The 21395-nt window shown below is 61.8% G+C and carries 20 protein-coding genes; 8 read left to right on the top strand and 12 right to left on the bottom strand.

The window, feature by feature from the left end:
- Window positions 1–70 precede the first annotated feature (70 nt).
- The gene (locus C0V82_RS03515) at window positions 71–355 is read left to right on the top strand and encodes a hypothetical protein (protein WP_199772460.1); all 285 of its coding nucleotides are present in this window, start codon (window positions 71–73) and stop codon (window positions 353–355) included.
- Between the two features lies 1 nt (window position 356).
- On the opposite strand, the gene C0V82_RS03510 is transcribed toward C0V82_RS03515, so the two are convergent.
- Window positions 357–1295, bottom strand: coding sequence for a lysozyme family protein (locus C0V82_RS03510; RefSeq protein ID WP_102111142.1), 939 nt, complete (start codon window positions 1293–1295; stop codon window positions 357–359).
- A gap of 234 nt (window positions 1296–1529) precedes the next feature.
- Here C0V82_RS03510 and C0V82_RS03505 point away from each other — a divergent pair, with 234 nt between their 5' ends.
- A complete protein-coding gene (locus C0V82_RS03505; protein WP_102111141.1) occupies window positions 1530–3326 on the top strand; it encodes an acyl-CoA dehydrogenase in 1797 nt (598 codons plus the stop codon).
- Between the two features lie 154 nt (window positions 3327–3480).
- The gene (locus C0V82_RS03500; RefSeq protein ID WP_102111140.1) at window positions 3481–3687 is read left to right on the top strand and encodes a hypothetical protein; all 207 of its coding nucleotides are present in this window, start codon (window positions 3481–3483) and stop codon (window positions 3685–3687) included.
- 13 nt (window positions 3688–3700) lie between these two features.
- On the opposite strand, the gene C0V82_RS03495 is transcribed toward C0V82_RS03500, so the two are convergent.
- Window positions 3701–4240 (bottom strand): sigma-70 family RNA polymerase sigma factor, encoded by a 540-nt coding sequence (locus C0V82_RS03495; protein ID WP_102113208.1) that lies wholly within the window; start codon window positions 4238–4240, stop codon window positions 3701–3703.
- 438 nt (window positions 4241–4678) lie between these two features.
- On the opposite strand from C0V82_RS03495, the gene C0V82_RS03490 reads away from it, so the two are divergent.
- From C0V82_RS03490 to C0V82_RS03480, 3 genes are all read left to right on the top strand, one after another.
- On the top strand, window positions 4679–5743 hold the full coding sequence (locus tag C0V82_RS03490) for a glycosyltransferase family 2 protein (RefSeq protein ID WP_102111139.1): 1065 nt from the start codon (window positions 4679–4681) through the stop codon (window positions 5741–5743).
- A gap of 57 nt (window positions 5744–5800) precedes the next feature.
- A complete protein-coding gene (locus tag C0V82_RS03485) occupies window positions 5801–7363 on the top strand; it encodes a glycosyltransferase family 39 protein (protein WP_158659712.1) in 1563 nt (520 codons plus the stop codon).
- Between the two features lie 93 nt (window positions 7364–7456).
- Window positions 7457–8725, top strand: coding sequence for an NAD(P)/FAD-dependent oxidoreductase (locus C0V82_RS03480; protein WP_102111137.1), 1269 nt, complete (start codon window positions 7457–7459; stop codon window positions 8723–8725).
- 10 nt (window positions 8726–8735) lie between these two features.
- Here C0V82_RS03480 and C0V82_RS03475 read toward each other — a convergent pair whose 3' ends face one another.
- Complete coding sequence (locus C0V82_RS03475) at window positions 8736–9014, bottom strand: hypothetical protein (RefSeq protein WP_102111136.1); 279 nt, start codon at window positions 9012–9014, stop codon at window positions 8736–8738.
- Between the two features lie 33 nt (window positions 9015–9047).
- The gene (locus C0V82_RS03470; RefSeq protein WP_102111135.1) at window positions 9048–9686 is read right to left on the bottom strand and encodes a pyridoxamine 5'-phosphate oxidase family protein; all 639 of its coding nucleotides are present in this window, start codon (window positions 9684–9686) and stop codon (window positions 9048–9050) included.
- 162 nt (window positions 9687–9848) lie between these two features.
- Between C0V82_RS03470 and mscL the strand changes: the two genes are divergently transcribed.
- A complete protein-coding gene (mscL, locus tag C0V82_RS03465) occupies window positions 9849–10259 on the top strand; it encodes a large conductance mechanosensitive channel protein MscL (protein ID WP_102113207.1) in 411 nt (136 codons plus the stop codon).
- Window positions 10260–10282: 23 nt separating this feature from the next.
- On the opposite strand, the gene C0V82_RS03460 is transcribed toward mscL, so the two are convergent.
- The 3 genes from C0V82_RS03460 to C0V82_RS03450 are packed head-to-tail and all read right to left on the bottom strand — an operon-like array spanning window position 10283 to window position 13821.
- Window positions 10283–11989: a GMC oxidoreductase gene (locus C0V82_RS03460; RefSeq protein WP_102111134.1), complete on the bottom strand. Its 1707-nt coding sequence runs from the start codon at window positions 11987–11989 to the stop codon at window positions 10283–10285.
- Window positions 11989–12537 carry a gluconate 2-dehydrogenase subunit 3 family protein gene (locus C0V82_RS03455; protein WP_102111133.1) on the bottom strand — a complete coding sequence of 183 codons (549 nt, stop codon included), beginning with the start codon at window positions 12535–12537 and terminating at the stop codon, window positions 11989–11991. Before C0V82_RS03455 ends, C0V82_RS03460 begins: the two co-directional genes overlap by 1 nt.
- 12 nt (window positions 12538–12549) lie before the next feature.
- Complete coding sequence (locus C0V82_RS03450) at window positions 12550–13821, bottom strand: 3-keto-disaccharide hydrolase (RefSeq protein WP_158659711.1); 1272 nt, start codon at window positions 13819–13821, stop codon at window positions 12550–12552.
- Between the two features lie 292 nt (window positions 13822–14113).
- On the opposite strand from C0V82_RS03450, the gene C0V82_RS03445 reads away from it, so the two are divergent.
- Complete coding sequence (locus C0V82_RS03445) at window positions 14114–14590, top strand: spore coat protein U domain-containing protein (RefSeq protein ID WP_102111131.1); 477 nt, start codon at window positions 14114–14116, stop codon at window positions 14588–14590.
- Window positions 14591–14757: 167 nt separating this feature from the next.
- Here the strand turns inward: C0V82_RS03445 and C0V82_RS03440 are convergent, their stop codons facing one another.
- The 5 genes from C0V82_RS03440 to C0V82_RS03420 all read right to left on the bottom strand — a co-directional run bounded on the left by C0V82_RS03440 (window position 14758) and on the right by C0V82_RS03420 (window position 21368).
- On the bottom strand, window positions 14758–16374 hold the full coding sequence (locus C0V82_RS03440) for a peptide chain release factor 3 (protein WP_102111130.1): 1617 nt from the start codon (window positions 16372–16374) through the stop codon (window positions 14758–14760).
- Between the two features lie 118 nt (window positions 16375–16492).
- Window positions 16493–17236, bottom strand: coding sequence for a glycosyltransferase family 2 protein (locus C0V82_RS03435; protein ID WP_102111129.1), 744 nt, complete (start codon window positions 17234–17236; stop codon window positions 16493–16495).
- The gene (locus tag C0V82_RS03430) at window positions 17233–18453 is read right to left on the bottom strand and encodes a class I SAM-dependent methyltransferase (protein ID WP_102111128.1); all 1221 of its coding nucleotides are present in this window, start codon (window positions 18451–18453) and stop codon (window positions 17233–17235) included. The genes C0V82_RS03435 and C0V82_RS03430 overlap by 4 nt, the downstream gene beginning before the upstream one ends.
- 22 nt (window positions 18454–18475) lie before the next feature.
- Window positions 18476–19369 (bottom strand): NAD-dependent epimerase/dehydratase family protein, encoded by an 894-nt coding sequence (locus C0V82_RS03425; protein WP_102111127.1) that lies wholly within the window; start codon window positions 19367–19369, stop codon window positions 18476–18478.
- Between the two features lie 220 nt (window positions 19370–19589).
- Entirely contained in the window at window positions 19590–21368 is a 1779-nt protein-coding gene (locus tag C0V82_RS03420) for a DEAD/DEAH box helicase (protein ID WP_199772459.1), read from the bottom strand.
- Between the last annotated feature and the right edge of the window lie 27 nt (window positions 21369–21395).

Raw genomic sequence — 21395 nt, 5'->3', positions numbered from 1 at the left:
TTTCGCTTTTCTGGCTTTGCGGTGATACGATCCTCTTCCCGCTCTCAGTCAGCCGAAAAGGGCCGACCGCATGCTGAAATCCTTTGATCACAAGGGGGCGCTGCGTGGCGCCATGTTGCTGTTGCTGGCCCTGTCGGTCGCGGCCTGCGCCAACCAGCCGACACCGGAGGTGACCCATCCCCTGCCCGGTTTGCTCTGGGGTCTGGTGCATGGCTTCCTGGCCCCGATTTCCTTTATCGGCAGCCTGTTCCTGGACATGCGGATGTACGCCTTCCCCAATGATGGGCTTTGGTACGATTTCGGATTCGTTGTCGGCTCCGGCATTCTGTTCGGTGGCGGCAGCCGGGCGGTCTAATTTACGCGGCAATCAGACTGCCGGCAGACAGGTTCGGGCCAACCTTCATGCCATAGCCGTTGGTGGCCTTGCCGCTGCTCTGATCGCCTTCATCGCTGTCGCGGGCACCAGAACCGGTGGAACGCTTCTTCTCCTCCTCGTCATCCGACGGGACGGCAAGGCTGTCCAGCATCATGATGGTGAAGGTGGAGATCGGTTCCTTACCCGATACGGCAGAGCGCATGCCCGTCAGCCAGGGCTGAGAGGAAGTATCCGCCGGCTGAATGGTGCCCAACGTCGTGGACCCGGCAAATTGTGCCGGGGCATCATCGAACTTGGCGGCAAAATTGTCGAATATCTGACCAACCGACTTGGGCCGGGTGCCGTCATAGAAGACGTTCAAATTGGCCTTGGCGGCATCGGGCAGCAGATTGGCCGCCGGCTGGTTGGGGTTCTTGTCCATGGCCTTCAGGAACTTGGCAGCCCCGCCGGCGCCCAGGAAATGGGCCATGTATAGTTCCGTATTGCCCACCGGGCGGCCCAGTTCATTTTCCAGATGGGTCTTGTTATCATTGGCCAATTCGGCGGCAAAGATGGCTGACAGGCGCGGATCCTTGCGCAGATTCAGGATTTCCTTGCGCGTCTGGGGGTCGGAGACGGAGCCATTATTGATCTTGTCCGCATAAACACCCAACCCGTACTTAGCCCCATGCTGTTCCACCATGTTCAGCCAGGTTCCTTCCGTGAACTGGAACAGGCCGGTGGCGCTACTGGTCGATGCCTTGATATCCGTGCGGTAGCCGCTTTCGACCCCGGCCTTATCCATCAGATAGGCAAAATCAACCCCGGTGGCCGCACTGGCCTGCTGTACGGCGCGAACCACATGGGCCGGCGCATTACGCGCATTTCCCTTGGTTTCAGCGACGCTGCCCTGGTTCAGGAGGTTGAGGTTGCTATTCACGGGACGGCTCCACGGGTACGGGTGTTGTCAGTGGTAAAGCAATCAGCGTGCCAAGCCCAAAAAGCGCCCCAAACCCTGATGACAAGCGCCTGCCTTTTACGTTAACGTAAGCACCGACAGCCGAACATCCAGCCGGCGGGACTTGCCGGGTGGATGTGTTCGCGCGATGTTTCATCATGAACCGGGTGGGGCGCTGGAACCTGCCCATATGTTAAGCCGGGAGGATAAGGCGAAATGACCGCTTACAACGCACCCATCCAGGACATGCGCTTCACGCTGAACCATGTGGTTGGCCTGTCGCAGGTGGCCGGCCTGCCCGGTTATGACGTGGTGACGCCCGATCTGGTGGATCAGGTCCTGGACGAGGCCGGCAAGCTGGCGCGCGATGTGCTGGCGCCGCTGAACTGGGTCGGCGACCAGAACGGGTCGAAGCTGGAAAACGGCGTGGTCACCACGGCGCCCGGCTTCCGCGACGCCTACTGGAAATATGCTGAGGGTGGTTGGAACGCGGTCCCGTTCGATCCGGATTTCGGTGGTCAGGGTCTGCCCTGGACGCTCGCCCTGCCGATCCAGGAAATGTGGACCTCGGCCAACATGTCCTTCTCGCTCTGCCCCATGCTGAACCAGGGTGCGGTGGAGCTACTTCAGGCCCACGGGTCGGAACAGCAGAAGAAGCTGTATCTGGAAAAGCTGATCAGCGGCGAATGGACCGGCACCATGAACCTGACGGAGCCGCAGGCCGGTTCCGATGTCGGTGCCGTGCGGACCAAGGCCGTACCGAATGAGGACGGGACCTGGCTGATCACCGGTCAGAAGATATTCATCACCTATGGTGAGCATGACTTCACCGACAATATCATCCATCTGGTCCTGGCCCGCACCCCCACAGCCCCGGCCGGCGTTAAGGGCATCAGCCTGTTTGTCGTGCCAAAGTTCATGGTGAACGAGGATGGCAGCCTGGGTGCCCGCAACGACCTGCGCTGCGCCGGGCTGGAGCATAAGATGGGTATCCATGCCAGCCCCACCGCCGTCATGGCCTATGGCGATAATGGCGGCGCTGTCGGCTTCCTGGTGGGCGAGGAAAATCGCGGCATCGAGTACATGTTCACCATGATGAACAATGCCCGCCTGGGCGTTGGCTTGCAGGGCATGGCCATTGCCGAACGCGCCTATCAACAGGCGGTTGACTATGCCAAGGGCCGCGTGCAGAGCCGCGCCTTGACCGGCAAGGACCCTGCCCCCGTCGCCATCATCAAGCATCCCGATGTGCGCCGCATGCTGATGTGCATGAAGTCGCAGATCGAGGCGGCCCGCGCGCTCGTCTACCTGACGGCGTCGGCGCTGGACAATGCGCATCGCAACCCGGATGCCGACGCTGCGAAGGCCGCCAACGCCCTGAACGACCTGCTGACGCCCATCACCAAGGCCTGGTGTACCGACCTGGGTGTGGAACTGACCAGCCTGGGCGTGCAAATCCATGGCGGCATGGGCTTCATCGAGGAAACCGGTGCCGCCCAGCATTACCGCGACGCCCGCATTGCCCCCATTTATGAGGGCACGAACGGCATCCAGGCCAACGATCTGGCTTTCCGCAAGGTGCTGCGCGATGGTGGGCAAGCGGCCTTCGCCCTGATCGCCGAAATGCGTGCCACTGCCACCGCCATCGCTGCGCAGTCGGGCGACGACATGGCCACCATGGGTGCCAACCTGTCCGACGCCATCGACGCTGTGGAAACAGCGACCAAATGGGTCGTCGAAACGGGCAAGGCCGACATGACCGCCGTTGCGTCAGGCGCCGTCAGCTATCTGCGCATGTTCGGTGTCACCATCGGTGGCTACCTGACGGCCAAGGCCATGATGGCGGCCAATGGCCTGATGCGGGAACCCGGTGCCGATGCCAAGTTCCTGGATGCCAAGATCATCACGGGCCGCTTCTATGCGGACCAGATCCTGCCCCAGGCACGCGGTCTGCTGACCGTTGTGACCCAGGGTCACCGCGCTGTCATGGGCCTGTCGGACGACCAGTTCTGATCATCACTGGCGTGGGTGGCACGGGTTGCCACCCACGCATTCCGACGAAGGGCATAGGCCCAACGTTTGCGTGTCTAGGCTTTTGCGTCAAATGGACTTAAAGGGGGTCCCGGTTCCACAGTGCCTTATCGATTAAGGGCTGGAGGAAACCCCGATGACCGAGACGCCGACGGACGAGCTGCGCCTGCTGGCCGCCAAGATTGCGACCGCGTACATACAGGCCAACCCGCAGGCGCCGGATCAGCTTACAGGCGTGATCCGACTGGCGTACCAGGGGCTGCACCGCTGCATCGCCCCACCCAAGCCTGCGGCACCGGAGCCCAAGAAGCGTCGCCGCCGGGGCCGGCCATCGGCGACCTGATCGCGTATCGACCTTAAGCGCGGCCTTCCACGACCATCTCACCATCCATCAGGCGGCGCAGGGTACCCCGTGCCCGCGACAGGCGGGACTTCACGGTCCCGACCGAGACGTTGGCATTCAGCGCCGCCTGTTCATAGCTGACCCCGCGCAGTGCCACCATCACGACCATGTCGCGCTGGTCGGACGGCAACCGTGCCATGGCGCGGCGCAGGTCGCGGACCTGCATGCGGCCCATCTGCCGGGCGGGCGTACCACCCAGTTCGGCGCCGTCACAATCATCTAGAGCCACATGCTGCCTGTTCCGGCGCAGACCGTTGATATGCAGGTTGCGCAGCATCGTGGACAGCCACGCCCGCAGGTTCGTGCCCTCTTCCCAAAGGTGCAGGCGCGTCAGGGCGCGTTCCATGCACTCCTGGGCCAGATCGTCGGCCAATGCGCCATCGCGGCACAATCCCAACGCATAGCGGCGCAGATATTCACGCTCGGCTGCCACCTGTGACGCGAGGTCGGGGCGGGCGGAGGCAGTGGTGATATTGTACTGGCTGCTGGCCATGTTCATCTCCATCGTCCAAGGCTGGAACCAAGGTCTGCTTCGCCATGGGTCGAATATCGAACTATATTCGACTTTTTATTGGCACGACCAAAGTCAGGGGCGATTTGTTAATCTGTATTTTCCCCTTCGTGATTTAAGTAATTTTTATCCAGACCGTGTCATGATTGTGGCAGCCGGGGTCTAAGCTGTGATCTCTTTAGTCAGAGCCGGTTGGATATAGTCCATCCGCTACTGAAATGACGCCCGGTTGGAAAAACGGTGCGGATACGCTATATCCACCGGACAGGTGGAACATGGCTGCATCGACCGGCTGGCCAGTGCCTAACCATCCGGTTGGCTGGCGGTTTGGTTGGTTAAGGCTTAGTGTTCGCGTCTGAAGCGGCAATGGCCGGTGACAGCCGTCATCGCCGCTGCCACGTGCCCTGCCAAGGACCCGTCATGTTGACGCCCACCCACGAGCCGTCCAAGTCCCCTACCCCGCTGCGGCCCTTGAACGAGGCCACGGTGCTGTCCGTCGTTCTGCCCATGCATAATGAGGGGGAGAATATCGACGCGCTGTTTGCCCGGCTTGCGCCGGTGATGGAACGGCTAGGCGTGCCGTATGAGGTGGTGTGCGTGGATGACGGCTCCCGCGATGACACCTGGGTCCGGTTGCAGGCCGCACACGCCGCCAATCCGCGTATCCGTCTGGTCAGGTTCAGCCGCAATTTCGGCAAGGAAATGGCCATGACGGCCGGGCTTCGCCATGCGTCGGGCCGGGCCGTCGTTCTGATGGACAGCGACCTGCAGCACCCGCCCGAAGTGATCGAAGAGTTCTATGCCCATTGGCAGGCCGGTGCACAGGTGGTCTATGGCGTGCGCCGCTCGCGCGATACCGATCCGCCGTTGCGCCGTTTTCTGACCCGCCGCTTCTATCGCATGCTGGATGGCATGTCGGAAGTGCCCCTGCCCCGCGATGCTGGCGACTTCCGTCTGATGGACCGCGCCGTGGTCGATGCGCTGAACCAGATGGGCGAGCGTACGCGTTTCATGAAGGGGCTTTATTCCTGGGTCGGCTTCCGGCAGGTGGCGGTTCCGTTCGAAACGGCACCGCGCCATGCCGGCACGACGACCTTCAGCACCTGGAAGCTGTTCCGTTTCGCTATGGATGGCATCGTTTCCTTCTCCACCCTGCCGCTGCGCATCTGGTCATGGCTGGGGCTGGCGGTGGCGGCCATCGCGGTGTTGTATGGTGCCGTCATCCTGCTGAAGACCATGATCTTCGGGATCGATGTTCCGGGCTATGCCTCGTTGATGGTGGCGACCCTGTTCATTGGCGGGGTGCAGTTGATCTGCCTGGGCGTGCTGGGCGATTATCTGGGCCGGGTCTTTACCGAAGTGAAGGGGCGGCCGCTCTATCTTGTGTCGGACAGCGTCGGCTTTGCGACCGGTGCCGCGGCAGAGACAGCCGATCACCGCCATCCGGCGGCGAGCCTGCCCGACCGGCGCAGCGGCGCGAACTGACCTGTGATGGGCCCATCCGGCGCAAGGGACGAAGGCCCTTCCAATTTCTGGGATATTGTGGCGCAGCTCATCTTGGCTGGCGCCTTGTTGTTCGTTGCCTCCACCTTCAAGCAATATGGCATCACCTGGGATGAGCCGCTGCACCTGGAAAACGGGCGCCGCGCGCTGGACTGGTACCTATCGCTGGGGGAAGACCAGCGGGTGCTGGGGTTCCAGAATCTTTATCTCTACGGTGCCCTGTATGACACGGTGACGGCGGTTGCCGGCATCCTGCTGCCCTTCGATGCCTATGAGACGCGGCGGCTGGTCGGCGGGCTCGTGGGGGTGGCGGGGCTGGCCGCGGTTCGGGCACAGGCAAGGACGCTGGCGGGGCCACGCGCCGGCGCACTGGCCGTCCTGCTTCTGGCGCTGACGCCGGAATGGATGGGGCAATCCTTTGCCAATCCCAAGGACGTGCCCTTTGCCACCGCCGCCGCCTGGATGGGCCTTTACCAGATCCGCCTGATCCGCGACCTGCCCAGGCAACAGATGCGCACGCTGCTTGCCTATGGCATCGCGTTCGGGGCCGCGCTGGGTATCCGTGTGGGCGGGATTGTGTTGATCGGGCCGTTGGGCATCGCCTGCCTGTACTGGCTGTTTCTGCGCCTGCGGGAACGGCCACTGGGTACGGCCCTGTGGGAAGGGGTGACGGCGGCGGCGCGGCTGCTGCCGGCCTTTGCGCTGGCCTGGATGATCATGCTGGCCTTCTGGCCCTGGGCACAGCTGGACCCGATATCGCGCCCGCTGGAGGCCTTGGCCGGCTTCTCGCACTTTCCGTTAGAATTCAGCTTCCCGTTCGCGGGACGGACGCTGGTTACGACCGACCTGCCCTGGTGGTATGTGCCGGTGGCCTTTGCTGTGAAGCTGCCGGAAATCACTTTGGCAGGCATTGCGGTCGCAGCTGTCATGGCGGTCCGTGCCCTGCGCCGGCCCCTGGCCATTTTGCCGGAACGGATCGGGCTGGTAGCGGCGATCCTGCTGCCGCCTTTGATCGTGATCGTTACAGGTGCCGTGCTTTATGATGGTATCCGGCATCTGCTGTTTTTGTTGCCGCCCCTGTCGGTGGCGGCTGCCATCGGGCTGGACCGGCTGGCTGGCTATTTGACAACACCGACGGTCACTGACCGCCTGCCCATGGCCAGCCGCATCGCGGGTGGCATGCTGGTCCTCTGGGCGGGATGGCAGACGCTGACCATCACTCGTCTGCACCCGTATGAGGCCATCTGGTACAACGCGCTGGTCGGTGGGGTGCGCGGAGCCGAGGGCCGGTTTGAACTGGATTACTGGGGCAGCCCCCTGTCAGAAGCCGCAGACCGGCTGCGCAACTTGGTTGTAGGACAGGAAGGCGGCGGCGCCGTTGCCCATCCCTACCGTATCCGCATCTGCGGCCCGCATGACAGCGCCCTGCATTACCTGCCCCCCACCTGGAAAGCGCCGAAGGATGGCCAGGGGGAGGCCGATTTCTATATCGCCTTCACACGCGGCCAATGCGGCCCCGTTCCAGAGGGTCGTGAGTTGCTGCGGGTGGAGCGCATGGGGGTTGTCCTGGCCTATGTCCTCGATCTGCGGGATAAGCCATAGGCTGGCGTGCGGATGGTTGTGGAAGGATGGAAGTGCAGTTCCCCACCCCCATCTGTAGAATGATCGACACCATCCACGGCACCCCGGTCCGACATGCCCCACGCCCCTTCCTGGTACGCCGCCACAGCCCACCCTGCCCCCGCCCGCCCGCCGCTGGTGGGTGATGTCTCCAGCGATGTCTGTATCGTCGGGGGTGGCTATACGGGTCTGGTGACCGCCATTGAGCTGGCGGCCAAGGGCATGTCCGTCACGATCCTGGAGGCCGAATCCGTCGGCTGGGGCGCATCCGGTCGCAATGGCGGACAGATCGTCACCGGTTTCAACAAGGGGATCGGCGATATCGAGGGCTGGGTCGGCAAGCAGGATGCGCGGCACCTGTGGGACCTGTCGGAAGAAGCCAAGACCATGCTGTCCGACCTTATCGACCGGTACGGCATCGATTGTGACCTGAAATGGGGCTATCTGCTGGCGGCCCTGAAACCCCGGCATATGACAAGTCTGGCGGAGCATCAGGGGGAACTGGAGGGGCTGGGTTACGACAAGACGCGCATGGTGGGGCGCGATGAAATCCGCTCCATGGTGGCGACCGATGCCTATCTGGGCGGGTTGTTCGATGGCGGCAGCGGGCAGTTGCACCCGTTGAACTATGCGCTGGGGCTGGCGGTTGCCGCCGAAGGGCTGGGCGTGCGTATCCATGAAGGCAGCCGGGTGGTGCGCATCGATACCGGGGCGGCGCCAAAGGCGTTCACGGCAACAGGATCGGTGTCGGCCAAGTTCCTGGTCCTGGCCGGCAATGCCTATCTGGGGGACTTAAGCCCCCCCATCCGCGCCAAAGTGATGCCGGCGGGCACCTACATCATCGGGACCGAGAAGATGGAGGCGGAGCGGGCGCAGGCACTGATCCCGTCAGGCATCGCCATCGCGGACGTGAATTTCGTGCTGAACTATTACCGGCGCAGCCCGGATAACCGGTTCCTGTTTGGCGGGGGCGTCAGCTATTCCGGGTTTGACCGGCCCGACCTGAAACAGTCGCTGCGCCGGACCATGCTGAAATATTTCCCGCAACTGGCCGATGTCGGCGTGGAGTTCTGCTGGGGCGGCCATGTCGCCATCACCATGAACCGCATGCCGCATCTGGGCAGGGTCAGCCCCACGACCTACTTCGCGCAAGGATATAGTGGCCATGGCGTGGCCCTGACCGCGATTGCCGGTCGTGTGATTGCGGAGGCGATTGCCGGTCAGGCGGGCCGCTTCGACATTTTCGCTCGTGTGCCGCACCGGGCCTTTCCGGGACCGCCGGGCCTGAAAATGCCTGCCCTGGTGCTGGGCATGCTCTGGTATCGGCTTCAGGATTGGTTATAGCAGACAAGGCTCACGCCGTGCGGCGGCGCCATATCCAGCGGATGGCGGTAATCACCAGGGTGATAACAAGCGCCTGGGTCAGCAGGGTCGACAGTTGGAACAGCGGCTGCTGATCCAGGCGGTTGAAATATTGCCACCAGAATTGGGTAACCGGGTCACGCAGGGGGCGTAACAGGCTGTCCCAGGCATCGAACAGCCCGTCGGGAATGCTATCCCGGAAGACCATGGGCAGGGTCAAAAACAGGACCACACCGATCAGCGTGGCGATAAAGCGCAGCAGACCCCACATTCCCGTCCATCCCTTATCCCCGGTTTCAGCCTCTCACCATAATGTGCGGCGCTGCCGTTCGGGAAGGGCGGCGTCATAGGCGGGGCCGCCTTCGGCACCGTGACTGGCGTCGGCCGTCATCTGCCCGGCCGTGGGAACGCCATCCGGGCGGCCCCGCGCACCCCGTGCCCAGAGGTCAGAACGGATCAGGGCGCGGGCGCATTGGAAATAGACCTCGTCGATTTCCACCCAGATCACGGACCGGGGCAACTGCCCCTCCATGGCAAGACGCTGGCAAAGGTCGGCATCAATGCTGATGGCGGCGCGGCCATTGATGCGCAGGCATTCATTGACACCGGGGATCATGAACATGCAGGCCACGCGCGGATCGGCGATGATATTGCGCAGGCTGTCGATGCGGTTATTGCCGCGCCGGTCGAGGATCAACAGGGTTCGGTCATCCAGGATGGTGACCGCCGTACCCGCATCCCCGCGCGGCGACACGTCAAGCCCACCCGCCCCCACGGACCCCAGCGCGAAGAAGGGTGCTGCCGACAGCCAAGCGCGGTAAGCCGGCGTCAACCGGTCCGAAACTTTGGCCAGCGACGGCGCGCCCGGCGAACCATACAACCCTTCCAGCACCGAGATATCGCTGACAAGTCCGGGCGGGTTCGGGGGGGCGGGATGCGGCATGGCGCGAGACCTTTGGTCGTGAGAACAAGCCCAGTGTCAGGGCCGGGACGGGTGGGAACAAGTGCGCGGGGCACATGGGGGCTTTCCATTCCGGGCACGATGCAGGATGCTCATCCGGCTGGCACGGCCGCAGGGGCCGTTGCCGATGGGAACGGGGAACCCATGCTGAACGAATTCAAGACCTTCATCAGCCGCGGCAATGTCGTGGATCTGGCCGTCGGTATCATTATCGGTGCGGCTTTCACCGCCATCGTCACCTCGCTGGTGAACGATATCCTGATGCCGCCGCTGGGATATCTCCTGGGGGGAATCGACTTCTCCGATTATTTCATCAGTCTGTCGGGCGGGGACTATCCATCCCTGAAGGCCGCCAAGGATGCCGGCGTCACCACCATCAATTACGGCCTGTTTATCAATGCCGTGATCAAATTCTTCATCGTGGCCTGGGCCGTGTTCATCCTGGTCAAGCAGGTAAACCGCTTCAAGAAGAAGGAAGAGGCCAAGCCCGTGGAGCCGACCAAGAGCGAGGTCCTGCTGACCGAAATCCGCGACCTGCTGAAGGCCAAGGATTGATCAATCGCTGACGGGAAGGGGCGTCAGATAGCCCCCTCTCGCAACAGTTCCACCGCATGGCTGGCGGCACGCGCCGTCAGGGCCATGTAAGTCAACGAGGGATTCTGTGTGCCGTTCGACGCCATGCAGGCCCCGTCGGTAACGAACAGGTTTGCCACCTCATGCGCCTGGTTCCAGGCGTTGAGGACAGAGGTGGCGGGATCGCGGCCCATGCGGGCCGTGCCCATCTCATGCGTCTTGAAACCCACCGGATGGTCGAAGCGGGCGCCCGCTGTCACATCCTCGCAGCCGCCGGCACGCAGGATTTCCGCTGCCTCGTCCCTGCCCCTGGCGATCATGGCCAGTTCATTTTCGCGCAGGGTGCAGTCCAGATGCGCCAGCGGAATGCCCCAGCGGTCCGTCTTGGTCGGGTGCAAGGTCAGGCGGTTATCGGCGTGGGGCAGCATTTCCCCGAACATGTCGATGCGGATGGTCCAGGGGCCATAGTCTGTGGCGGCATCCTTCACTTTGGCCCCGAACCCCGCCCGTCGCCCTGCCCCGTCCATAGCGCGGCCACGTGTGGCCCCACCCTGAAATCCGAAGCCGCGGATGAAGCCGTCACCCGGCTTCTGCCCCCGGGCCCGGACGTTGGGGATATAGATATTATTCGGACGCCGACCGTACTCATACCGATCCAGCATTCCTGGCACCCGGCCTGCCGCCCAGGCACCGCCGACATGATCCATCAGGTAACGGCCCAGCGCGTCACTGCCATTGGCCAGCCCACGCGGATGCGCCTCGCTGCGGGAATTCAGCATGATATGAGCGGACCCGATGGCCGAGGCACACAGGAACACCAGCCGCGCGCGGTGAGTGCTGGTGGTCATGCTGTTGGCATCAATCACCCGCACGCCCGTCACGCGGCCCGTGGCCGGATCATGTTCCAGGCTGTGGCAGATCTGATCGGTCAGAATGGTCAGGTTGCCGGTATTCTTGGCCGCCGGCAGGGTGGCGGACAGGCTGCTGAAATAGGCGCCGAAGGAGCAGCCCCGGCTGCAATGTGACCGCGCCTGACAGCGCGAGCGGCCCAACGCCTCCTGCTCCGCCGTCGGTGCCGTCAGGTTGGCGGTCCGGCCCATGATCATATGCAGATCGGGCCGCTGGCGTTTCAGCCTCTCCGACACCCGGCGTTCGGCACAGTTCATCTCAAATGGCGGCTGAAACACCCCGTCGGGCACCTCGTCCAGCCCCTCAAGGCTGCCGGAAATGCCTGCAAACCGTTCGACATGATCATACCAGGGCGCCAGATCAGCATAGCGGATGGGCCAGTCCACGCCGTGTCCGTCGCGCAGGTTGGCGGTGAAATCCGCTTCCCCCCAGCGATAGGATTGCCGATACCAGGTCAGCGACCGTCCCCCCAACTGATAGCCCCGCGTCCACATGAAGGGCCGGTCTTCGGGATAGGAGAAGGGATAGGTCTTGGTATCGGCAAAGAATTGCAGGTGCTGCATCTTATAGATCCAGTCACCCTTATCCTTCATGTAATGCCAGCCCTTGTCCGGCCAATCCTCCGGCACCAGATTGCGGAACTCCACCTCCCATGGGGCCTCCATGTCGGTATAGTCGGGTCCGCCATGGTCGATATGCCGACCGCGTTCGAGGACCAGGGTCTTCAACCCCTTTTCACACAGTTCCTTGGCCGCCCAGCCGCCAGTGATGCCGGAGCCGACGACAATGGCGTCCCATTCCATCAGCGCGCCCCCGCCACCAGTTGTTTCATCTCCGTCCGCGTCAGGTCGCCCCGATACTGGCCGGGAACGGCGACATAGTCGGGGTCGGCCCCTTCGGACGTGAAATAGGCGTACCAGATCAGTTGCTTCAGCCGGCGATAGGCCTGATCCGCCAACCCCTGCCCCCGAAAGGCGGCGATGTCGATGCTGGTCAGCAGGGCGGCGCGTTCGGCAGGCGGGCGGGCCATGAAGCCATGGGGTGCCGCCCTGGCATCAATATCGGCCAGGGCCTGACGGAACTGCGCCCGCGTCGCCGGCACCGCCCAATCCAGCATCAGCCCGTCAATCACACCATGGACATTGGCGGCCATGGCGCCGGGTGTATCGGTAGCGGGGATCATGATCTCCGCCACATCGGTCAGCAGCGCCATTTCGCGGACATTGAAGAAACGGCCCGGCTGGCCCTTGGCCACCCTCGTCCCCTCATAGGCCCAGACGGGAAGCGCGCCGTCCAGGAAGGTGCCGCCTAACAATGTGATGGCGGCCAGCAGGGCCTGTCGCCGGTTCATATGCGACGTTCCTTACAGGGGATGGATACGGACGGAACGAAATTCCAGACGACCCTGTCCAGGACGCAGCAGGACAGGGCCTGACGTTGGCAGGCCCAGGGCCGCCCGGCTACCCTCCACCAGCTTTGATCCATTCAGCCAATGTTCAATCCGGTCGCCGCGCGCCAGGATACGGACACGGTTCCAGTGGCCGGCAGGCTTCATGGAGGGCTTGTCGGGATTGGGATCGGTCAGGTTGCGGGCCGGCACCTTGCCGATCAGGGTGCCGCTGGCGGAATCCCCCTGCCCCTGCGGCCCCTGTGCCAGACGGTATTCGGCACTGCCCAGATAGGTGACGGCGCCATCGGCGCCATCGGTCGCGCGCACATCCATTTCCAGATCGAAATCCGCAAACCGGTCGGCGGTGACCAGGGGGGTGGCGGCACTGTCGCGGATGATCACCCCCTGCTCAATGCGCCAGCCCGCCGCAGACAGGCCGGACCAGCCCGCCCCATCCTGTCCGTTCCACAGCAGCCGCCAGCCCAGGGCAGCGCGTTCGGCGCTGATATGGTTGGCGATGAAGTCCTGCTCATCCGTCACGTCCAGCGGCCTGCGCATATAACGGGCAGGATCGTCGGTGATGATGCGCAGGTTGCGGAACCGCACCTCCAGCCCTGCATTGGCGGGATCGGGGCCGACATCATGCACCTGCAACCCGATGAAACCGCGCGGCGTCATGTCATCGACCATGACAATGGCGGGCAGACCGTTCAGCCAGGTGCGAAAACGGGTGCCCACCGCCTCCACCCGCAGATGGTTCCAGCCGCCAGATTTGAAGCTGGCCTGGGTTTCAGGCCGATGGGCCGGTGTCGCCAGCCAAAGCCGGCGCTGTTCATCATACAGCCCGCCGGTCCAGCGGCGGGCGGCATGGTCGATTTCCACCTGATAGCCATGGACGACGCCATTGCGATAATCCGGTTTGGACTCAGCCCGGATCATCACGCCGGTATTCAGGCGCGGATCGGTCTTCACCTCGAACTCCAGGATGAAATCGCCGAACAGTTCCTCGGTACAAAGGAAGGTATTGGGCGATTTCTCCACAGATGTCCCGACAATCTCCCCTGCCTCCAGCCGGTAGGTGGCGCGTCCACCCAGGGAACGCCAGCCGGGGATCGAACCATCCGGGGCGACCGCTGGCGGGATCAAGGAATACCAGGGTGGTGGGCTGGACGCCCAAGACGGGGCCAGGGGGGCGGATGCGGTCCCGGCCAGCATCCCCAATACCGCACGACGCGTAAGGGCCATTATCGATCCTCCCTGCTTCACCCGCCGGATCATTCTATCGTCCAGCTATGTGACAACCTTGTCATAACGGATCACAGAACGATGGGAAAGTGTCTTCTTTATTGCATTATGCAAAAACGCATGCTTTGCATAATGCAATAATAGGTGTTACCCAACCACCAGATCATTGCATAATGCAACGAAAACCTTACATTGTGGCCCGGCACTGCCTGGAATCAGTCTTGCTTTGGTACAGGAACGACCGGCACCAGCCGGCATTCAAAGGCCCCAAGGCCAGAACCGAGGTTGTCACATGGTCCGCAAAGACCACGCATGCGCGGCATTTGCCGCCACCCTGCTTTTGGCTTCCAGTGCCCTTCCGGCACTGGCGCAGTCCAACGGCAGCATTGGCCTGCGTGGCACCATGGAAACTATCTGCTTCGTGCAGATCAATCAGACAAACACCAGCAGCGTCGACCTGATCAAAGGCACCAGCAATCTGACCATCGGCACTGTGGGTGAAAAGTGCAACCGTGGAAACGGCTTTACCGTCACCATCTCATCCGCCAATGCCGGCGCCCTGGTCAATGCCACCGGCGCACGCGCCGCCTATACGGTGCAGTATGACAATTCGGGCGTGAAGTCGCTGGCCAACCCCGTCGTCCTGACGCGGACCAGCGCCAAGAAGACGGTGTCCACCAAAAGCTTCAAGGTCAACATCCCCGCCAACCCGCAGGCCATCGCCGGCACCTATGCCGACACGATCACGGTGGCGATTGCGGCCCGGTAAGACGGAACCATCCGCACCGTAACGCCGTTCCCTCTCCATGAACCGCATGGTCAGAGGAGGGGAATATGCGCGGCATTCTGCTTTGGGTCCTCGGCATCCCGATCCCCGTCATCATCATTCTGTATCTGGTTGGCGTGATTTAGCCGCGCGGACAGGTGGCGGCCCGGTCAGGCCGCCACCGTCGTCACGCTCTTGTTTTGCTCCCGCGTCTTCAGGAAGCGCAGTTCGGGGAAATCCTCCTGCGCGCGGTTCAATTGCCAGCCATTGCGGGCCAGATAGACCAAGGCGCCGTCATGATCTTCGGCCAGATCGGCACGGCGGCTGTCGATGAAGTTCTTCAGCGCCACCGGATCATCGCTTTCCACCCAGCGGGCCGCGTCATAGCCCGCGGTCTCGAACCGGGCCTTCATGCCATATTCCGCCTCGATCCGGGCGGCCAGCACCTCGAACTGCAGCTGACCAACCACGCCCACCACCCAGTCAGCGCCGACGATGGGCTTGAACACCTGCGACGCCCCTTCTTCGGCGAAATGCTCCAGTGCCTTGCGCAGATGCTTCACCTTCATCGGATCATCCAGGCGCACACGCTGCAACAGTTCGGGTGCGAAGCTCGGCACACCGGTATAGCGCAGTTCTTCGCCCTCGGTCAGCGTGTCGCCGATCCGCAGGGTGCCGTGGTTGGGGATGCCAATGATATCGCCGGGGAAGGCATCTTCAGCCAGTTCGCGGTCGCGCGCCAGGAACAGAACCGCATTGTTCACGGCCAGGATCTTGCCGCTGCGCATATGTTTCAGCTTGGTCCCGCGCTTGAAATGGCCGGAACACAGGCGGAAAAAGGCGATACGGTCGCGGTGGTTGGGGTCCATGTTGGCCTGGACCTTGAACACAAAGCCCGTCACCTTGCCCTCGTCCGGTTCCACCATGCGGCCATCGGCCTTCTGATGGCGCGGCGGCGGGGCATATTCAGCCAGACCCAGCAGCAGCTCACGCACGCCGAAATTATTGATGGCAGAGCCGAAGAACACGGGCGTCTGGTGCCCTTCGCGATAGGTTTCCAGATTGAAGGGCGGGCACAGTTCCCGCACCATCGCTACATCCTCGCGCAGCTTGGCTGCCTGATCGGCGGGCAGCATCTGGTCGATCTTGGGATCGTCGATGCCGTTGCATTCCACGCCATCGGTCGCCACATCGCCCGACCGGCGATCCATCAGGATCAACCGGTCGCGGATCAGGTCATAACAGCCCCGGAAATCCGATCCCGACCCGATGGGCCAGGAGGCGGGAGTGACCTCCAGCTGCAGGTCGCGCTCCACCTCGTCCATCAACTCAAACGGATCGCGCGCCTCGCGGTCCATCTTGTTCACAAACGTGATGATGGGCACGTCGCGCATACGGCAAACCTCAAACAGTTTGCGCGTCTGGCTTTCGATACCCTTGGCCCCGTCGATCACCATCACGGCGCTGTCGACGGCGGTCAGAGTGCGGTAGGTGTCTTCGGAAAAGTCCTCGTGGCCCGGCGTATCGACCAGGTTGAAGGTGCGGTCGGCATAGTCGAAATTCATCACCGACGCCGTGACCGAAATCCCGCGCTCGCGCTCCACCTTCATCCAGTCCGACCGGGCGCGCCGCTGTTCACCGCGTGCCTTCACGGCGCCCGCCATCTGAATGGCCCCACCGAACAGCAGCAGCTTTTCCGTCAGCGTCGTCTTACCCGCGTCAGGGTGCGCGATGATGGCAAAGGTACGACGCTTGGCGACTTCGGTTTCAAGGATATTGTCGGGCATGGGGGCAACACTCTAGACGACCAGAAACGGAGCACGCCCTCAATAGCTCAAATCACGCCAAAACAGGTTGGAATCTTTTGCAGGCGACCCGTGATAGCGCCACCTTATCGATTGAGGTCTACAGACCCTGCCTCACAAGATGGCTGAGATCGACTGCATTGGGCACTTGGCTGGCCCATTTCTGATTGAGACCATCAGCATCAATCAGATGGTGATTACCCCAATTCGCCCGTTGATCATGATCCGAAAGACGTGTCTTGATCTGCAGCTTGCGACGTTGGAAAGGCTCACACCACGGCGACATTGAATACCAAAAGACTGTTCCCAGCCCATTGGCCTTAGCCAGATGCGGCAAGTGTGACTGGTGACGCCCCGGCATGTACGCGCCAATCATGCCACGATGGTACAGGCGGCCATGATTATTGGCAGGGTCCGTGTTCATGTAGCCATGAAACTTCTGTTCAACAAGCGGCAAATGGTGGACCGGCACCTGATCCGGAAATGGGTCCACCATCACGGCGCTTTCGAAGTAACAGCCGGTCAATTGCTGTTGCTTGATGAGTTCCTCCAAATGCGGAAAGTTAACCCCCACAAGGAACTCTGTCGTATTCAACACAAGCTTCCAGCCCGGCAGTCCGGCTTCATACTGCTGGACTTCAAAATCGATGGCGATGGCGTCAAACTGAATATTCCGTGAACGCACGACACGCCAATGCGGGGCCAGCGTTCGACAGATATCTATTGAATTATCGGTCGAACTGTAATCAATGAGAATGCCCTGGTCAAACATCTCTACATGATGCTTCAGCCACCACGGCAAAAGATACTCTTCATTATAAAAATGGGATATCAGCGTTCTCATTTATACTCCCTGACCTCCGGAAAATGAACCAGGAACTTCATGTTCTTCTGCCCGGCGATCCTCTTGACCTTCATCGACAGCTCTTCCCAAAAATTCCATGCAGAAATGACGACGAGTGGATTTCTGGCTTCAATGATGGCCGTGAGTGGCTTGATGACACGATCAATGCCTGGAACCGTGCGCCCAATTTTCAAAGGTGCCTCGTCATACAGATGATCCGGTCGAATACCCGCCGCGTGCATAAAGGTGATCGCCTTTGCTGCGGCACCGACAAAGCAGACTTCTCCACCTTCCTGCCTGTGCGCAAGAACGATATCACGAATCCGTGCCATACGGGCATGCGCCGCATCAGCAAACGCCTTGTACTGCTGGACCGAGCCGGTAATCGTGCCGGCAACCGGTCCCAACGGCTGACCATGCTCCACCATATAGGCACCGGACGCCAGCAGCCGTGCAGCATCCCGGGTGCATCCGGGCTTAGCCAACACGAACGCAAAACTGGTTCCGTGCACATCGACCAAATCGACGGCCCGAACTTCAAGGCCAGCCCGCTTTGCCAATACTTCCATGGAATGTGGAGTAAAGAAGGAAAAATGCTCATGATAGATGGTGTCGAATTCACCATTGATCAGCATTTTAGCCTGCGATGTCTGAATGACGCAGAGGCCATCATCCTTCAATGCTTGTTCAACACCCTGAAGGAAGGCGAACGGGGTCGGCGTATGCGCCAACACATTCATACCGATAATCAAATCGAACTTGCGGTCGCCAATCAGTTTCGGGCACGGCCAGAACGCGGTCACGATCTCCAGCCCGTTTTTCCTCCCCTCCTCTGCCAGATTGGCCGCTGGATCGACGCCAAGGGTTCTGAAACCCCGGTCTGCGAGGCGGGCTAGGAGCGATCCATCATTGCATGCCACCTCCAGCACGTCGCTGTCTGACGCCGCGAATTCGGCCGCGGCGCGGTCACAAAACCAATCGAAATACCGGCCTAATGAGCCACTGGTGCCGCTTGCGTAGAGATAATCCACGAAGAGATCTTCAGGTGGGACGAAATGGGACAACTGCCCGTGACCACATTCCTGACAATAAACCAGTCCCAGCGGATGGATGGTGAACGGCTCATCAGCGTGTTTAAGCAGGTGATTGGCCAACGGCTGTTGCCCCAAATCAAGTGCCGGAGCAATATTTTTGCTGTCGCAGGCAAGACAACGCATTCCATCCTCACAGGCGCAAAAGCTAAACCGGGCGAGCCGGTATCATTTCAGCAGTAAACTGGACGCATCGTTTTGCAATGTCACCGTCGAACATAATGCCGAGTTGTTCCTGCGCCTTACTTGTATCAAGCTTGAAGGAATAAGTCGGCGACGATGGCATCATCTCAATCGCTGCTCCATGAAATTCAGCGATCTGCCCCCCCAGATCTCCGACAGTCATGGTTGCACTTGCCAGATTGATGAAGCCGTCCTGAAGCGCGGGACGTAACAGGCATGCATGAACTGCTGCAAAAAGATCGTCGAGAAACAGGATGCTGCGAAACGCATGCGGGTTGGCGACACGGACACGCCGTTCCTTCAGCGCCGAGATATTCATGGCATTGAACAGCAATTCAGGGCGCATATTCGGCGAGCAGCCAGAAACTGTTCCCAAACGCAGCCCAATGAAATTCTTCAGAAATCCCTTGGCAATATAGTCAAAGACAAATTTAGACATATCATAAGCGTTAATATTAACAACAAGATCGCGATCCTCACGCGAAAGCGGCAAATCCGGCCCTTGATCACTGACGGCTGCTGAATAGAGGCTTGCTGAACTGGCATAGATCAACCTTGAATCCGGCGGCAGTTTTGATCGCAACGCCACCAATTCAAGGCAATTGTTGAGCAATGCACCCCAGGGATCGTTGATCGCTGTCATGACGCTGGAATGACCGGCGAACCACAGGACATTCGCGTATGGCTCCAGATCCTGGGCCGTAAGTTGTGCATATGGAAAAGGATAGCGGACCGGACCAGGCGGATGACCACGTAGCCCCATGTCACACACATCGACGCAGAACCCCCGCGCAATAAGGCGCGGTAACAAAAATGTCCCAATATATCCGGAACCGCCGATTAGGAGTATTTTGGACATTTGAGCCCTTTAAGGGATTACACGTCACAATCAATACAGAATCATACCGATTTTGCCACTTGTTTCAATATGATGCACAGGCAAGCGTCACCGTTCACCGGTATCTGCCGACCACAATACATTTCACGCGAGAGCCGCCCAAACAAAACGCCCCCATCCGGTCCGGATGGGGGCGTTTGCATTTGAATAGCAGAGATGGTGAGACAGGGAAGCCCTTGCATCAACCCTGGCGGAAGGGGCGACGCGTGGGGGCGTTGCCACCCTCGGCGCGGGCTTCACCCTGGCGTTCGCCGCGGAATTCGCGGCGCTTTTCACCGCCCTGGCCCGCGTCGCGGAAGTCAGCGCGGCCTTCGCCGCCATGGCCATGGGGACGGCCCTTGCCGGCATGGGGCTTGTAGGGGTTGGCCTTGTGGGGGTGGGGGCCACGGCCCTCACCAGCGACGGGGGTGGTGTCCGGGGTCCAGGCGCGCTGCGGGCGCTCGCCGCCCTGATGCTGGCCTTCGCCCTGGAAGTCGCGGCGTTCACGACGCTCACCCTGGAAGCCGCCTTCGCGGCGTTCGCCCTGCCAGCCGCCCAGACGCTCGCTCTGCGAGCGCTGTTCGCCGCCCTGGTAACCGCCATCCTGGCGTTCAGCGCGGAAACCGCCTTCACGGCGCTCACCGCCCTGGAAGCCGTCACGACGTTCACCACCGCCTTGATAGCCACCGTCACGACGCTCACCGCCCCAGCCGCCTTCGCGGCGCTGGCCGCCATAGCCGCCCTTGTTGCCATAGGGCTTGCCAGCCTGGTTGCTGCGGGCGCCATAGGGCTTGGGACCGGAACCGCCGGGACGGAACTTGCTGCGCTCCGGCTCGGGCATCGGCTCCAGGCCCGGCAGGGTGGTCTGGATATGCGGCTGGCCGGTGTACTGCTCAATCGCGCGGACCAGGTTGCGGTCATGGCGGGTGAACAGGCTGTAGGACACGCCTGTGGCGCCGGCCCGGCCGGTACGGCCGATACGGTGCACGTAATCTTCGGCCACGCGGGGTAGGTCGAAATTGATGACGTGGGACAGATCGGAAATATCGATGCCGCGGGCGGCAACGTCGGTGGCGACCAGCACATTGATGCGGCTGTCGCGCAGCCACTGCACCACGCGGTTACGCTCGCGCTGCTGCATGTCGCCATGCAGCGGCATGGCGCGATGGCCCTGTTCGGACAGGCGGTCGGCCATCACATCGCAATCGGCCTTGGTGGCCATGAAGATGATGCCCTTGCCGAAGGCCTCATCCTCCAGCAGGCGGGCCAGCAGCTTGTGCTTGTGGTCCAGCCCGTCGGCGCGCAGCCAGCGCTGCTCGATGGAGGTGTTGGTGACGGCCTTGCCGGCCACATCGACCCGCACCGGGTTCTTGGTCAGGCTGGCAGCCAGCTTTTCAGCGGTACGGTCCAGCGTGGCGGTGAACAGCAGGGTCTGGCGGCCTTCGGGGCAGGCGCCGGCAATCTGCTCCACCGCGTCGCGGAAGCCCATGTCCAGCATGCGGTCGGCTTCGTCCAGCACCAGCATTTCGATGCAGGACAGATCAACCTTGCCGTTTTCCAGATGGTCGATCAGGCGGCCGGGCGTGGCGACGATCAGGTCGGCGCGGCGGCGCAGCATTTCGATCTGGGCGCGATAGGGCATGCCGCCCAGCACGGTGCCCGTCTGGATACGACCGAACTTGGACAGAAGGCGAACCTGCTCCAGCACCTGGCTGGCCAGTTCACGGGTCGGGGTCAGCACCAGGACGCGCGGGCCCCAGGAACCGGCCTGACGCTCCGACGCGGCGATACGGGCCAACGCCGGCAGCACGAACGCCGCGGTCTTGCCGGTGCCGGTGTTGGCGGATGCCACGACATCCTGGCCCTCCAGCGCGGCGGGAATGGCCTGCGCCTGGATCGGGGTCGGGTTGACATAGCCCAGCTCGGCCACGGCCTGCATCAGGGAAGCGGGAAGAGCGAGATCGGAAAAGGTAATGGTCAAGGAACGTGCTTTCTTCGGACAAAGCCA

The organism is Niveispirillum cyanobacteriorum, from assembly GCF_002868735.1.
Lineage (GTDB): Bacteria > Pseudomonadota > Alphaproteobacteria > Azospirillales > Azospirillaceae > Niveispirillum > Niveispirillum cyanobacteriorum.
This window is presented reverse-complemented; position numbering and strand designations above follow the sequence as displayed.